The organism is Anoxynatronum buryatiense (assembly GCF_900182905.1).
Classification (GTDB): Bacteria; Bacillota; Clostridia; order Peptostreptococcales; family Tindalliaceae; genus Anoxynatronum; species Anoxynatronum buryatiense.
In genome coordinates, this window is sequence record NZ_FXUF01000012.1 from 58,714 (window position 1) to 72,141 (window position 13,428).

Annotated in this window: 15 protein-coding genes; all 15 read right to left on the reverse strand. The window is 54.3% G+C overall.

Annotated elements, in window-relative coordinates:
* Nucleotides 1-55 precede the first annotated feature (55 nt).
* Nucleotides 56-2,092, reverse strand: a complete 2,037-nt coding sequence (locus QOL74_RS13915) for a hybrid sensor histidine kinase/response regulator (RefSeq protein ID WP_283410103.1) — start codon at nucleotides 2,090-2,092, stop codon at nucleotides 56-58.
* A 201-nt stretch (nucleotides 2,093-2,293) separates the two neighbouring features.
* Nucleotides 2,294-2,962 carry a response regulator gene (locus QOL74_RS13920; RefSeq protein WP_283410104.1) on the reverse strand — a complete coding sequence of 223 codons (669 nt, stop codon included), beginning with the start codon at nucleotides 2,960-2,962 and terminating at the stop codon, nucleotides 2,294-2,296.
* A gap of 104 nt (nucleotides 2,963-3,066) precedes the next feature.
* Nucleotides 3,067-4,209: a sensor histidine kinase gene (locus QOL74_RS13925; RefSeq protein ID WP_283410154.1), complete on the reverse strand. Its 1,143-nt coding sequence runs from the start codon at nucleotides 4,207-4,209 to the stop codon at nucleotides 3,067-3,069.
* A 57-nt stretch (nucleotides 4,210-4,266) separates the two neighbouring features.
* Nucleotides 4,267-5,238, reverse strand: coding sequence for a HAMP domain-containing protein (locus tag QOL74_RS13930; protein ID WP_283410105.1), 972 nt, complete (start codon nucleotides 5,236-5,238; stop codon nucleotides 4,267-4,269).
* Nucleotides 5,238-5,585 carry a DUF192 domain-containing protein gene (locus tag QOL74_RS13935; RefSeq protein ID WP_283410106.1) on the reverse strand — a complete coding sequence of 116 codons (348 nt, stop codon included), beginning with the start codon at nucleotides 5,583-5,585 and terminating at the stop codon, nucleotides 5,238-5,240. The genes QOL74_RS13930 and QOL74_RS13935 overlap by 1 nt, the downstream gene beginning before the upstream one ends.
* Before the next feature lie 29 nt (nucleotides 5,586-5,614).
* A complete protein-coding gene (locus QOL74_RS13940; RefSeq protein ID WP_283410107.1) occupies nucleotides 5,615-6,535 on the reverse strand; it encodes a type II secretion system F family protein in 921 nt (306 codons plus the stop codon).
* A 36-nt stretch (nucleotides 6,536-6,571) separates the two neighbouring features.
* A complete protein-coding gene (locus QOL74_RS13945) occupies nucleotides 6,572-7,534 on the reverse strand; it encodes a type II secretion system F family protein (RefSeq protein WP_283410108.1) in 963 nt (320 codons plus the stop codon).
* 23 nt (nucleotides 7,535-7,557) lie between these two features.
* Nucleotides 7,558-8,928, reverse strand: coding sequence for a TadA family conjugal transfer-associated ATPase (locus QOL74_RS13950; protein ID WP_283410109.1), 1,371 nt, complete (start codon nucleotides 8,926-8,928; stop codon nucleotides 7,558-7,560).
* A gap of 12 nt (nucleotides 8,929-8,940) precedes the next feature.
* Nucleotides 8,941-10,167, reverse strand: a complete 1,227-nt coding sequence (locus tag QOL74_RS13955; RefSeq protein ID WP_283410110.1) for a CpaE/TadZ family protein — start codon at nucleotides 10,165-10,167, stop codon at nucleotides 8,941-8,943.
* A gap of 46 nt (nucleotides 10,168-10,213) precedes the next feature.
* Nucleotides 10,214-10,948: a Flp pilus assembly protein CpaB gene (gene cpaB / locus QOL74_RS13960; protein ID WP_283410111.1), complete on the reverse strand. Its 735-nt coding sequence runs from the start codon at nucleotides 10,946-10,948 to the stop codon at nucleotides 10,214-10,216.
* Between the two features lie 18 nt (nucleotides 10,949-10,966).
* A complete protein-coding gene (locus QOL74_RS13965) occupies nucleotides 10,967-11,989 on the reverse strand; it encodes a pilus assembly protein TadG-related protein (protein WP_283410112.1) in 1,023 nt (340 codons plus the stop codon).
* Nucleotides 11,990-11,996: 7 nt separating this feature from the next.
* The gene (locus QOL74_RS13970) at nucleotides 11,997-12,416 is read right to left on the reverse strand and encodes a TadE family protein (protein ID WP_283410113.1); all 420 of its coding nucleotides are present in this window, start codon (nucleotides 12,414-12,416) and stop codon (nucleotides 11,997-11,999) included.
* A 13-nt stretch (nucleotides 12,417-12,429) separates the two neighbouring features.
* Nucleotides 12,430-12,942 (reverse strand): A24 family peptidase, encoded by a 513-nt coding sequence (locus tag QOL74_RS13975; RefSeq protein WP_283410114.1) that lies wholly within the window; start codon nucleotides 12,940-12,942, stop codon nucleotides 12,430-12,432.
* A 93-nt stretch (nucleotides 12,943-13,035) separates the two neighbouring features.
* A complete protein-coding gene (locus QOL74_RS13980; protein WP_283410115.1) occupies nucleotides 13,036-13,200 on the reverse strand; it encodes a Flp family type IVb pilin in 165 nt (54 codons plus the stop codon).
* Nucleotides 13,201-13,259: 59 nt separating this feature from the next.
* Complete coding sequence (locus QOL74_RS13985) at nucleotides 13,260-13,397, reverse strand: Flp family type IVb pilin (RefSeq protein ID WP_283410116.1); 138 nt, start codon at nucleotides 13,395-13,397, stop codon at nucleotides 13,260-13,262.
* Nucleotides 13,398-13,428: the final 31 nt, after the last annotated feature.

Genomic DNA, 13,428 nt, shown 5'->3' on the forward strand with positions numbered 1-13,428 from the left:
AGCCTATTGCATTTTCTTTTCAGGCGCAACAGCCACCTGACAACCAATAATCACTTTACTCCGGCAATACCGAAGGTGACTCCTGGGCCACCACCCATTCCTGAATCACCTGATGCAGTTTCTCCATATCAATGGGCTTTGACAGATAGTCGTTCATTCCCACTGCCAGACACCGCTCTTTATCCTGCTTTAGTGCGTGGGCACTGATGCCGATGATGGGAGTGCGTTCTCCAAACTTCTTCTCGAAGGAGCGAATCACGGAGGTCACTTCAATACCGCTGATGGTGGGCAGTTGCACATCCATGAGCACCAGATCGTAGGCGGTGGTTCCGAACATGCGAATGGCTTCGAAGCCATCCTGGGCCAAATCCACCTGGGCCCCCAGCTTGCGGCAGATTTTGCGAAGAAGAATCTGGCTGATTTCGTCATCTTCCACAGCCAGAATGCGAATGCTTTCTTTCACATGGGAGAACATCCTTTGCTTCTGACTGGCTGCTTCTCCATTTCCTGCATGAAGTTCGTGGACACGCAGTGGAACCTCAAAATAGAAGCGGCTTCCTTCTCCCGGCGCACTGGAGAGAGACACGGTGCCGCCCATGAGCTCCACCAGCTTCTGGACAATGGCCAGTCCCAGGCCGGTTCCCTGATAGGACTTGGAATAGGAGTCATCCAACTGGGTGAACCGTCGAAAAAGCTTCTGCTGGTCTTCAGAAGCAATACCAATCCCTGTATCAGCCACGGCGAATCGATAAATGCCAAAAGGATTTTCATACCGAACCAGGTCTGCCTCCAGGGTTACTTTTCCCGTTTCAGTGAACTTGAAAGCGTTACTCAACAGATGATAAAGTACCCGGGCCAGCTTGCTCCTGTCGCCCACCACCTTCACCCGGCAGGCCTCCGGCGCTTCAAGAGCAAATGGCAGGTTTCGGCTTTCCCCCAACACCCGAAAAGGTTCCATTACTTCTTCCAGGGTTTGGATCAGTTCAAAGACCTCTTCCCGCAGTTCGATGCGCTGCGACTCAATACGGGCCACATCCAGCAGGTTGTTCATTGTTTCCACCATGCGCCCTGCCGACTCTGTGAGAATGTGTACCAATTCCAGCTGTTCCTGGGAGAGGGGAGTGCTTTCCAGCAGCATGGCGGCACCATAAATGCCATTCATCGGTGTGCGAATTTCGTGGCTCATATTGGAGAGAAACTGACTTTTCACCTGGCTGGCTGCCTCTGCCCGCTCTTTGGCTTCCCGCAGTTCCAGCTCTTCTTTCTTTCGCTGGGTGATATCGGTATAAATCGCCTGGTACCCCACAATCGCATCATCCACAATCACCGGGCCGCCTCTGACAATCACCGGCACCCGGCTGCCATCCTTGTGAACACGCACTGACTCCATCTCCACAAATTCATTCGATTGTGTCCGGCAGGAGACGAGTGCCGCCTCCTTCAGTAAATCTTCATCTGTAATGAGCGGGTCCAGCGACAACCCCACACATTCTGCCTCGGTATAGCCGAAAAGACGGGTGAACTGCTGATTGATTCTCACTATTTCGTGGCGGGTGTTCAGATGGGCCAGGGCTTCGGGAGAATACCTGAACAAAGACTCCAACACACTTTTCTGGTATCGCAGTGATATCTCTGCCTTCTTGCGCCGGGTAATATCCTGATGGGTGCCCACCATACGGGTTGGTTGACCATGTTCGTCCCATTCCACTGTTTTCCCCCGGGAAAGAATCCATTTTTCCTGCCCATCCTTGGTTCTCATGCGAAAAACCGAATGATAATGTGCCAACTCACCTGTGATGTATAGTTCTCTGATTTTTTCCATCCGTTTCAAGTCTTCAGGGTGAACGTGTGTCAGAAAAAAATCGTAGGTATGACGAACTTCGTCGGCTGAGAAGCCAAGCATCTGAGCCCAGCTCTCAGAAATAATATTTTCACCCGTCACCAGGTTCCAGTCCCAAATGCCCTCCTGCGCCGCCTCCAATGCCATTTTGGCCCGAAGCAGTGCATTCTGTGAAAAAGCGTGGTCACGCTGGGCTCTGCGGGAATAGCGACTACCCTTTGAATGAAAATACCGGTGCGTTATCCCTGGCATCAAGATCACCCCATCCTTTGCGGTCTCGTTTCAATCATAGGGTGAATACCCCATCTGGAACGTTCGCTAACATATAAAATCAAAAGAAAAGTACCCGCTCCCACAAGAGAAACGGGTACTTATTACCGGCCAAACTCACCCGGTGATGATATGTGGTCACTTGACATCATTTCTGATACAGTATGAGTGCTGTCAAACGGTTCATGCCAGATGAATCCAGTTGTTTTTCAGACCGTGGAGCACTGCCTGGGTGCGGTCGGTGACGCCGCATTTCTGAAAGATGCTGGTTAAATGATTCTTAACGGTTTTTTCGCTGATAAACAGTTTCTGGGCAATATCCCGGTTGCTCAGCCCCAGGGCCAGTTCCTGGAGAATTTCCAGCTCCCGCACTGTCAACCGGTCGGGGTCTGGTTCCTGAACAGCGCTGGAGAGTCGGTTCAGTTCTTTCAGCACTTTTCCCATGAGCACCTGGGGAATATAGGATTCTCCCCGGAATACCTGATGAATGGCATTCACCAGTTCATCGGGCCGCACATCTTTCAGCACATAGCCTGAAACCCCCGACCTGATCAGCTCCACCAGATATTCCTCCTGATCATGAATGGTCAGGGCAATGATGGGCAGTTGGGGGTGATGGGCCCGGATTTTTTTCACGGCAGTGATGCCGTCCACCCGGGGCATATTGATATCCATGAGAATGACGTCCAAATCCAGGGTGAGGGCTTTGTCAATGGCTTCCTGTCCATCCTCGGCTTCTGCAATAACGTGAATGGTGGGTTCCAGGGATAATACCTTCATCAAACCCTGGCGAATCAGCGCATGGTCATCGGCGATCATGACTCGAATGACCGGTTCTTCGACTTCTTTCATGCTGTTCACCACCTTACTTCCTTCTTCAATTGTCTTCTTCAATCATTTACTTCAATGATCTTCTTGTTTAGTTACTTTGTTTTCTTCTTTGTTTTTCTTCTTGACTATTTGCTTTGCTTTTCTTCCTCAAGAGGAATGGATACCAGCACCTGGGTGCCTTTACCCGGTGCAGACCGGACATCAAACTTGCCCTTCAGCAAATGTACCCGTTCGCCCATGCCGGTGAGACCAAAGCTGACCCCCTGCTTTTCCTGGCGCACCTTTGCCATATCAAAGCCACGGCCGTTATCCCGCACCATGAGATTGATGCGGTCTTTATGGTACTCGATGGTGATCACCACCTCCGGCGCTCCTGAGTGTTTACGGGCATTGGTGAGGGATTCCTGAATGATGCGGAAGAGGGCAATTTCCAGGGAATTATCCACCCGTTGCTCCCGCCCCATCACATTTAGTTCCACATGAATCTTGTAATCTTCCATGTACTGTTCTGTATACCGTTTCACGGCGGCCAGCAACCCCAGGTCGTCCAAAGACATGGGGCGCAGGTCAAAGATGATTTTTCGCACATCCTCCAGACTGCCCCGCACCAGCCACATGAGATCCTGAAGCTCATCCCGCACCTGGTCCGGGTTCACATCCATCAGCTTCAGGCAAAACTCTGCCCGCATCACAATGTTGGCAAAGCTTTGGGCCGGCCCGTCATGAATGTCACGGGCCACCCGGCGGCGTTCTTCCTCCTGGGCTTTGATGATGGACAGCCCCACGTTGTTGGTATGCTGCACTTCTCCCAGTTGGTTGAAGTATCCAGTCAAATCGTGGGTGAGGAGCTTCAGGGCCATGCTGATGCTGCTGATGAGGTCTTCTGATCGTTTTTTGGCATTTTCCAAGGTGCGCAGGTTCTGCGCCAGATGGTCCCGCTGGAGCCGCAGAATTTTTTCAGTCTCCCTTTTCTGCATCAGCTCCATCATTTTTTCATGGGCGGCATCATAGGTTTCCTTGATGGCTTCCTTGCTGTACCGGTTAAAATCCCGGTTCACCACCATCAGCTGGTTTCGCAGTTTGCGTGACTCATCCTCCAGACGATCCACTTCGCCAATCACCCGGTCAATGCGAATCTTGATGTCCAACAGCTGCCGCAGGCACCGGTCATACTCATTGCGCACGTCTGTTTCCAGCCGAAAAAGATCTTCCTTGCCCCGCTCCACGGCCTCGATGGTGTTGGCGATGACATTTTCAAGTTTCTTCATATCGAACACGGGAATCGCCTCCGGCATCATGCATTCAGGTTGGCTGGGCTCCCTGCCTTACGAACGTTCGTCTTTCACCTGGAACTGATTCAGGAAAGTTTGCAGTTTCTGGGATACCCGGGTCAGCCGCTTGCCGCTGGAAAGAATTTCCCGCAACCACTCCTGCTGCTTGTCAGCACTCCAGGAATCGTCTGCTGAAGCCATGGTTTCTGAACGGTTGACAATGAGTTTGGAGGCATAGTCCATTTCTTCCACCGTTTGATAGATGGAGCGAAAAAGCACACCCAACTGGCGATTCATCAGATTAAACCCTTCTGCCAAGTGCCCCAGTTCATCGGCTGCCGCCGGTTCCAGCTCTCCCGAGAAGTCTCCCACCGCTGCCTGTTCAGTGGCAGTCAGCAGCTGCTTCACTGGTTTTCCCACAGATTTCACAATGATGATTCGAATGAGCACCAGGCTCACCAATACCACACCCACAAAAATTTTCACCCACTGGAGAGCACTTTCCATGAGAAACTGCTGGGCAGGCAACAGGTCAGTGGTGAAGTGAAGGTAGGCATCCGTTTGACCCAAAACATTCGCCAGGGGAACCACAAAGAGCAGTACCGGCCGGTCACCGGTTTCGCTGGTGGTTTGCTGTACCTGCAAAACACCCTGTTCCATGGCGGCACTCAGCGCTCTTGATTGCATGTGATTGCCCAGGCGTTCCTGCTGGTCATGGGCCATAATTTCCCCTTTTATATTAGTTACGTAAACCTGGGTGATTTTGGGGTCCTCTTTCATGAGAGAAATGACTGACAACATGGGTTCGGTGTCACTTCCTGTCATGGCATTTTCCATGATTTCGCCTGCAAACATGGCAATGGACTTCCCTTGCCGTGTTTCCTGTTGGATTAATACCCTTTGGTTCATAAAATATGTCATGGTTCCCATCCCCAGCATTAAAAATGTGATGAGCAGGGTGATGGTCATGCTTACTTTAAAAGTGAGCGAAAAGCCTTTTCGTTTTTTGGCAGTCATGCGTTTCATCAGATTCCCTCTTTTCTTTGGTTAAGATCAATGACATCACCCGGCTGAATTCCCAGCCGACAGGCCTGGCCGGCGGCCATTTCCAGCACCCGGCAGGCACCGGGCACCTTCTGTCCCCAGGTATTGGGGGAAAGGGTGGCAGCCACCTGCAGCACCCGGTTGTGATCATCGAGAAACAGGACGTCAATGGCATACCCCATGCCCCAGGTATGAATGCTGTTGCAGGGTTCCAGCAGCAGACCGGTGTCGGCCGGCAGCTGCCGGGTGCCCAGCAGCCCTTTGAGACGGCTGAAAAAAGTATTGGCATAAATTACCTGGGTCACAGGTGCAATCATCCGTTCCGACATGACGTTCCCTCCCGATTTCAAGTCGATTTTCACTGAAACACCCGCATGATCTGAAGCACGGCCGGTCCCAAAAGAACGATGAAAATGGCGGGAAAAATGAACATCACCATGGGAATCAGCATTTTAATGGGGGCTTTCATGGCGGTTTCTTCTGCCCGCTGCCGTTTTTTCTGCCGCATTTCCTTTGACTGGATGCGCAGCACGTTTCCGATACTGATACCCAGCTGTTCTGCCAGTACGATGGAGCCCACAAAGTTGGAGAGGCTGTCCACATTCAACCGGGCCGCCATGTCTTTCAGGGCATCCCGCCGGGATTTGCCCATTTTGGTTTCCCGAAGCACCGTGAGAAATTCGTCGGAAAGCAGTCCGTTGGTTTTCTCCACAATTTTCATCAGTGCTCCCTCAAACCCCAGGCCCGCTTCCACACTTACCGTCAACAAATCCAACAGATCAGGCAGGGCCCGCTGCACTTCATCCCGACGCCGGCGCACCCGCCCCGAGAGCCAGGAATCAACCATGAACCAGCCCACAAAGAACAGGGGCACCATCATCATCACTGCCTGCCATTCCGGCCGGCCTGTCCGCTGAAAAAAGAGCCAGCATAGCCCTGCAAAGGCAAGGGCCAGGAGGGTTTTGATCACCATCCATTCCCGGGCGTTCAGGTTACCGGGGCGGCCGGCCTCCATCACTTTTTTATCCAGATCTGCTTCCCGGGTGAAGGGAATGACTGCCAGTACCAAATTGGCAGTTTTGCCCAGAACAGGCCGAAACATCCGCTGGTAGAGGGGGGCCGACAGTTCCTGCTTGCGAATGGGCACTTCTTTTTCTCCCAGCACATGGTCCATGCGCTGGGACATGCGCATTTTTTCTCCAAACACAGCGCGGTGCAGCAGCAGAAACAGGGTTCCTGTCAGGCCAAACACTCCCGCCATGGTCACGGTTATAAACATGTTTATTCCTCCTCAGTCATTCCCCGACTTTCCAGACTACACCCGAATACGAATGATTCTGCGGATAAAGAGAAAGCCCACCAGTTCGCCGGCCACTGCCATCAGCAGCATCACCCGTCCCACCGGGTGGGTGATCAGCTCCATCAGGTAGCTGGGGTTCACCAACAGCATGAAGAAGGCGAGAATCACCGGCAGAAACCCGATGACCATTCCCGACAGCCGGCCCTGGGCCGTGAGGGTTTTAATTTCCCCCTGCAGCCGCACCCGCTCCCGAATGGTTTCGGCAATTTTATCCAGCACCTCTGCCAGATTGCCCCCCACCTGTCGCTGGATGAGCACCGCGGTGATCACCAAATCCAGGTCATCACTGTTCACCCGGCGGCTCAGGTTTTGAAGCGCCCGTTCGGTGGAGGCTCCCAGATTCACTTCCCGAAAAGTACGGCTGAACTCTTTGCTGATGGGTTCAGGCATCTCTTTGCGCACCATGTCCATGCTCTGCATGAAGCTAAAGCCGGCCCGCAGGGAGTTTGACATGATGGTGAGGGCATCACAGATCTGGGCATTGAAGCTGGCCAAACGCTTGGCTCTGGCCCGTTTCACCAGAAAAAAGGGAATGAAGAGCATCATGGCACCGGCGGCCAGCCCCACCAGGGGATTCAATGTGGCACCGGAGAAAAACAGGAAGGTGATGAGCATGCTCGCCAGAGCCAGCGCCATGAATTCACCGCCGCTGAGGGGCACATCGGACTCTTCCAGCTGTTTGTCCATGCCCCGACCCATGCGGTTCAACAGCCGCAGGTTACCAAAGGCTGCCAGCAGTTTTCGGGGCAGGTCTTTGGTGTCTTCTTTTCGGGAAGGTGACGCCCCGTCTTCACTGCTGCTGATGGTTTTCACCCGTTTGGCCACACTGGGGCCGACGGGCTGCCGGGCCTGGTGAAACCCCAACACCAGCAGAAAGCCGGTGAGAAAAATCAATATGGATAACATGGTTAGATTCATGAGGACACCGCCTGTCTCTGACACTAAAAGATGGATGGGTTAAAAAGGGTGTGGGGCAACTGAATGCCGTTGGATTCCAGCATTTCAGTAAATTTGGGGCGAATACCGGTGGCCACAAATTCTCCAATGACCTTGCCCCGTTCGTCGACGCCGCTTTGTTTGAAGAGATACAGGTCCTGCAGGGTAATGACATCTCCCTCCATGCCCTGTACTTCGGTTAAGTGGGTGATGCGCCGGGATCCGTCCCGCAGGCGGCTCTGGTGAATGATCAGGTCCACCGCCGAGGCAATCTGTTCCCGGATGGCCCGCACGGGCAAGTCCATGCCGGCCATGAGTACCATGGTTTCCAGCCGGGAAATCATGTCCCGGGGGGTATTGGCATGGCCGGTGGTGAGGGACCCGTCGTGGCCGGTGTTCATGGCCTGGAGCATGTCCAGGGCTTCGCCACTGCGCACTTCTCCCACCACTATCCGGTCGGGGCGCATTCGCAGGGAGTTTTTCACCAGGTCACGAATGGAAACGGCTCCCTTGCCCTCAATGTTGGGCGGGCGGCTTTCCAGGGTAATGACATGGGGCTGCCGCAGCTGTATTTCTGCCGCATCTTCAATGGTGACAATGCGGTCACTGTCGGGAATAAAGGAGGACATCACGTTCAGCGTGGTGGTTTTACCACTGCCGGTGCCTCCTGAAACAATGACATTCAGTCGTCCCTTGACGCAGGCATCCAGAAATTCAGCCATCTCCCGGGTGAGGGTGCCAAAGTTGATCAGGTCTTCCACGGTGAAGGGATCGGTGGCAAACTTACGAATGGTCACCGTGGGGCCGTTGAGGGCCAGGGGCGGGATGATGGCATTCACACGAGAGCCGTCGGGAAGACGGGCATCCACCATGGGGCTGCTCTCATCGATGCGCCGGCCAATGGGAGCCACGATGCGTTCAATCACATTGAGCACATGGTCGTCATCCCTGAACCGAACCCCGGTGAGTTCCAGTTTTCCGTTCCGCTCGGCGTACACCATGCGGGGGCCGTTGACCATGACTTCGCTCACGGCTTCATCCTGAAGCAGGGGATTGATGGGGCCATAGCCAATGATTTCATCCACCATTTCCTGCTTCAGCCGCAGCCGGTCCATCCGCAGGTGCACCTCAGTGCCGGTTTCCTGCACCAACTGGTCCACCAGCTCTTCAATGCGCTTGACCACGGCTTTTTCCGAATCCTGCTCTGTTTCCTTTTCATCAGGCTTGGCATTTTTCAGCTTGTCCACAATTTTGCCGTGAAGCTCATGCTTCCAGGCCGCATGGGGGTCTGCCAGTTCCACCAGATTTTTCGGTTGCTGTTCTTCCTGGCTGCGGTCTTTTTCTTTTTTCTTTTCCAGCTTTTGTAATAATGACATGCCCCATCACTCCTAAAAGTTAAACAAACGGTTAACGACCATTTTATTCTTTCGGCTGCTGCGGCTCTTGTCGCCTTCCAGCAGGTTCAGCTCTTCCATCAGATTCATCACACTGATGGACACACCGGCATTGGGCTGGCTGATGACAAAAGGCTGGCCCTTGTTGATGGCGGTGCGCACCACCCGCTGGTCTTCAGGAATGGCGGCGGTGAGGTGGGTGTCCAGCGTGGTTTCCAGGTCTTTCACCTTGATGCCTTCCCGGTTCTGCTGGTTCAGCACAATACTGGTGCGGCCGGCATACTTGAGGGTGGCGAAAATTTCCCGGGCCGATTTCACATGTTTCAGGGTGGTCAGCTCCTGGTTCAGCATGAGGGCAATCACATCGCTGGCATCCAGCACATTGAGATTGATGTCGCTGTAAGAAGGCGCCGTATCCACCAGAATGTAATCATAATGGTTGCGAAGGATTTTGAGAATTTTTTCCACATGGTCAGCCTCCACCAGTTCTCCCTGCTCGGGGCTGGAGGGGGCGGCCAGAATCTGAACGCCGGTGAGATGGGGCACCATGTAACTTTCAATGAGGCCCAGATCCATCCCGTTTTCGTCCTGCACCAAGTCGGCAATGCTGCCCTTGGCTGCCACGTTCAGCATCACTGAAACGTCGCCGGAGGCCAGGTCCAGATCCAGCAGAGCCACTTTTTTCTGTGTCTGCCGGGCCAGTGCCACTGCCAGGTTGCAGGCCAGGGTGGTTTTTCCCACGCCGCCTTTGGTACAGAAGAAGCTGACGATCTTCCCCTTCTTCGCGTAGCGTTCCTGGATGGTTTCCTTCACCGGTGCGCCGCCGCCAAACTGCAGATTGCGCCGCTGCTGGCTCTGGTGCACCCGGCGAATGGTTTCAGCCAGTTCGGCAGAGGTGAGGGGTTTCACCATGTATTCCCGGGCACCGGCGGCCATGGCCTTGCGCAGGTATTCCTGTTCTCCCTGAATGGAGACAATGATGATGGCCGATTCAGGCACTTTCATGGAAATTTCTTCGGTGGCGCCGATGCCGTCGAGACCGGGCATGTTGACATCCATCAGGATCACATCCGGCTTCAGATCCATGGCCAGGGCCACGGCTTCGTGGCCGTCGCCGGCTTCGCCCACCACTTCCATATCATCTTCAAAATAAAGCAGTCGTTTGATATCTTCCCGTGTATTGGCGATATCGTCTGTCACCAGAACCCGAATGGGTGTCATGGGATTTCCTCCTTCTTCTCTTGGCTGGTTGATTACGTCACCTGGTTCATCGCATTAAGCCTTCCACGCCCACCATGGGAATCACCACCACCCGGTCGTCTTCCGGCGAGCGGAGGGACAACTGAATGCTGCCATACTGAATGGCCAGGGCGATTTGCTGGGCCTCTTCCGGTGCCACCATGAGGGTGACGGTTTCCGGTTCTCCCGGTCTGTCGGTGCCGCCAATCACCCGGTCATCAATGGCCAGTACCGGCACATGGTGAATGATGGTGGAGGTGGCGGTGTAGGTTTTTTCATCGGTGCTGCCGGTTTCCGGGTTGCGTGTCTCCACTTCATAGCGGAAGGTGACCAGCACATCCACACTGTCGTTGACTTCCAGCAGCCCATGGAGGGCACTCACATACCCCACGGGGATGGAGACGGCCCGCTTGCCCTCTTCCACCTTCACAGCCAGGCCTCCCTGCTGGTCTTCCCGTGACATGAGCTTCTGGCTCATCACCTGTTCTCCGGGGTATATCTCACTGCGGGCCAGCTTGCCCACGGCATCTGCCGGGTCCAGAATGGCACCGGGCATCACATATTCCACCGGCACCTCCACAAACTCCAGCATGCTTCCCTGAATGGTGGCCCGGGCGGGAATGGTCTGCTTGGCGGTGGCCACCTGGGTATAATTGCCGGAAAGCTGGTAGGTGGCTTCCACAGTGCGCATGTACTGGAAGGCGCCAAAGGCGGCTATGCCTCCAAAAAGAATAGCCAGCAGTAAAATCAGTTTATTTTTCATGGTTTGCACCTGCTCTCTTTATTGAATCAGCCTGGCAGCTGCCAGCCCATAATAGTCCTGGTTGAGGTCAGTGTCATATTCCATGCCATCCGGCGGAATACGCTCGAGAAAGTAGCCTTTCACATTGTTTTGATTACCGCTGCCCTCCACCTCCTGGGCAAAGAAGGCGGCAAAACCCACCACGGTGACGGTGGTTTTTCCCTGCAGTGTCTGGGGATCGTAAATGGGGACAATCATCACCCGGCTGCAGTTGGGTTGGTAATTTTCGTGGGTGCAGACCGGTGAATGCTGACACTGGTTAATGCGGAAGTTAACTCCGGTGGTGGTGGGGCCGGACATGTTTCCCGGTTCTGTGGGAATTTCATCCCCCACCCGAATAATGCCGTCGTAGCCATATTTGATGTTGTTCTCGTAAGAGGCAGCTCCAGGCAATCCAAGGGCCAGCGCCCCGTAGTTTCCAGGGCCGTAGTCGTCCTTTGATCCGGCTTTCAGTGTGTACGGGGTGTTGTAGAACAGCTCCTGTTCCGGGATGCCGAAGGGCACAATGCCCCGGCCGCCGGTGACCGCGCCGTACTGGGCGGTGGCACTGGCTGTGACGGTACCGCTGGAAACGCCGATCACCGGCCCGAAAACAAAACTGCGGTCACGGGTGGCAGTGACGGTGATCTGGCGGTTCTGTTCCCCGAAGGTGACGGTGACAGCCGATGCTTCCACATCATTATAGGCGGCGTAGCTTTTGGCAACGGCTTCTGCCACAGTTGTCTGAGGCAGCTCCCGGGCACCCGCCAGAGCGGCGGCATCCACTGCGTTCACCAGGCGGCTTTTCTCCAGCCGCAGGGCTCCCAGGTCAATCACCAGGGCACTGAAGCCAAAGGCAGCCATGAGAAAGACGGCGAAGATCACCAGCACCGACCCCTGCTCCTGTTGCAGCAGGTGTTTCATCCAACGGTTCATCCGATTTTTCATCTGATTTTTCATCCGTCGTTTCAAATTCAGTTGTGTGTGAAGGGGGGTTCCCCCCGTCATGGTTTTTTCCTTCATCGCCATCTCACTCCCTGCGCATGGTAGCCGATGCCGTCAGGGGCACCGGGTTGGGCAGATAATCGCCGATGAGGGGGGTGATCAGCGGCATGTTGTAGCGAATTTCAACCGTTACCGGCACCCCCGGCGGCCGGCTTCCCTCAGCGGGGGTGATGCTGAGAATCTGCAGCCGGGTGTCACTTTCTGCCAGGGTGACGGCTTCCCGAATGCGGGCTTCAATCTCTGCATCATTCTTGCCGATGGCCGCCACCCGTACCCCCTCCCGCACTCCGCTGGTGACGGTGATGTACGAGTAGAACACCCGGCCGAACTCCACGGTGCCAAAAAGCAGCAAGACGATGATGGGTAAGATCAGCGCCAGTTCCACCAGTGACTGGCCATTTTCATTTTGAAATCCTTTTATGGATCCGTTCATCCGTCGTTTCATGCTTTTCCCACCTTTACCCCATAAAATATGCCAGAAAAGTACCTGCCGAAATGGCAATGCCGTACGGAAAAGCGATGGCCCGGGGATGCTGCAGTGTTTCCAGCACCGCTCCCCGGGGAATCATCAGCAAGAGTGACGTGAGGGCGGTTCCCAGCCGGCGGAAGGTCTCTCCCATTGCCTTCCTGCGGGCCAGCAGCACCAGGGCGATAACCCCCCCGGCCAGCGCTGTCATGAGAAAGGCCTGAAACACAAACGCCGGTCCCTTCAACAGCCCGATGACCCCCAGCAACTTCACGTCTCCGGCGCCGATGCCCCCCAGCATGAAGGGAATCAGCAAAAGACCCATTCCCGCCAGAAAACCCAGCAGGCTGGTGGTCAAACCGGAAAAACCCTGACCCAGCGTGTTGGCCGCCAGCCCCAGCACCAGTGCCGGCAACAGCACCTTGTTATAGATTTTTTGTTCCCTTAGGTCGGTGACAAGGCAAATGATCACGGTGACCAGCAAGATCACATCTGTGGGTTTCATGTGATTTCCATCCTTTCCCTGGTAGAAAAAGGACCCTGAGCCAGATTGTCAGGGTCTTTCTCCATTGGCTTCATGTTCATCCACTGAAGCGAATTATTGCAGTTCGTCAGCCACTTCCTGCATTTTGGTGCCAACACCGCTGCCCAGAGCGATGAGTGCGCCGATGACCACAACTGCCACCAGTGCCAGAATTAGTCCGTATTCTGCCATACCCTGCCCGCTTTCGTCTTTTACCAATGCCATCATTTTTTCCATCATTTTGTTAACCTCCTCATATTTTCCTTTGTTTTTTAACCCGTCTCGTCAATCAAATCCCATCAATCAAAAAGTTCTGTCGTCCTGATGAATGATTCCTGAAGGCTGTTTCCCAAAGCTCCCAGCGCTGTGAGTACCGCCAGAAAAACAAAAGCGAGAATCAGGGCATATTCTGCCAGTCCCTGGCCAGATTCCTCCATCAGCAATTTCATCATTGGTTTCAGTGGGCGT

Coding starts and splice junctions, on each gene's coding strand:
- QOL74_RS13975 (WP_283410114.1), bottom strand. CDS start 12,942: ATGAAACCCACAGATGTGATCTTGCTGGTCACCGTGATCATTTGCCTT.
- QOL74_RS13940 (WP_283410107.1), bottom strand. CDS start 6,535: ATGTTTATAACCGTGACCATGGCGGGAGTGTTTGGCCTGACAGGAACC.
- QOL74_RS13985 (WP_283410116.1), bottom strand. CDS start 13,397: ATGGAGGAATCTGGCCAGGGACTGGCAGAATATGCCCTGATTCTCGCT.
- QOL74_RS13945 (WP_283410108.1), bottom strand. CDS start 7,534: ATGAATCTAACCATGTTATCCATATTGATTTTTCTCACCGGCTTTCTG.
- QOL74_RS13925 (WP_283410154.1), bottom strand. CDS start 4,209: ATGAAGAAACTTGAAAATGTCATCGCCAACACCATCGAGGCCGTGGAG.
- QOL74_RS13950 (WP_283410109.1), bottom strand. CDS start 8,928: ATGTCATTATTACAAAAGCTGGAAAAGAAAAAAGAAAAAGACCGCAGC.
- QOL74_RS13930 (WP_283410105.1), bottom strand. CDS start 5,238: ATGAAACGCATGACTGCCAAAAAACGAAAAGGCTTTTCGCTCACTTTT.
- QOL74_RS13935 (WP_283410106.1), bottom strand. CDS start 5,585: ATGTCGGAACGGATGATTGCACCTGTGACCCAGGTAATTTATGCCAAT.
- QOL74_RS13970 (WP_283410113.1), bottom strand. CDS start 12,416: ATGAAACGACGGATGAACGGATCCATAAAAGGATTTCAAAATGAAAAT.
- QOL74_RS13965 (WP_283410112.1), bottom strand. CDS start 11,989: ATGAAGGAAAAAACCATGACGGGGGGAACCCCCCTTCACACACAACTG.
- QOL74_RS13955 (WP_283410110.1), bottom strand. CDS start 10,167: ATGACACCCATTCGGGTTCTGGTGACAGACGATATCGCCAATACACGG.
- cpaB (WP_283410111.1), bottom strand. CDS start 10,948: ATGAAAAATAAACTGATTTTACTGCTGGCTATTCTTTTTGGAGGCATA.
- QOL74_RS13915 (WP_283410103.1), bottom strand. CDS start 2,092: ATGCCAGGGATAACGCACCGGTATTTTCATTCAAAGGGTAGTCGCTAT.
- QOL74_RS13920 (WP_283410104.1), bottom strand. CDS start 2,962: ATGAAAGAAGTCGAAGAACCGGTCATTCGAGTCATGATCGCCGATGAC.
- QOL74_RS13980 (WP_283410115.1), bottom strand. CDS start 13,200: ATGATGGAAAAAATGATGGCATTGGTAAAAGACGAAAGCGGGCAGGGT.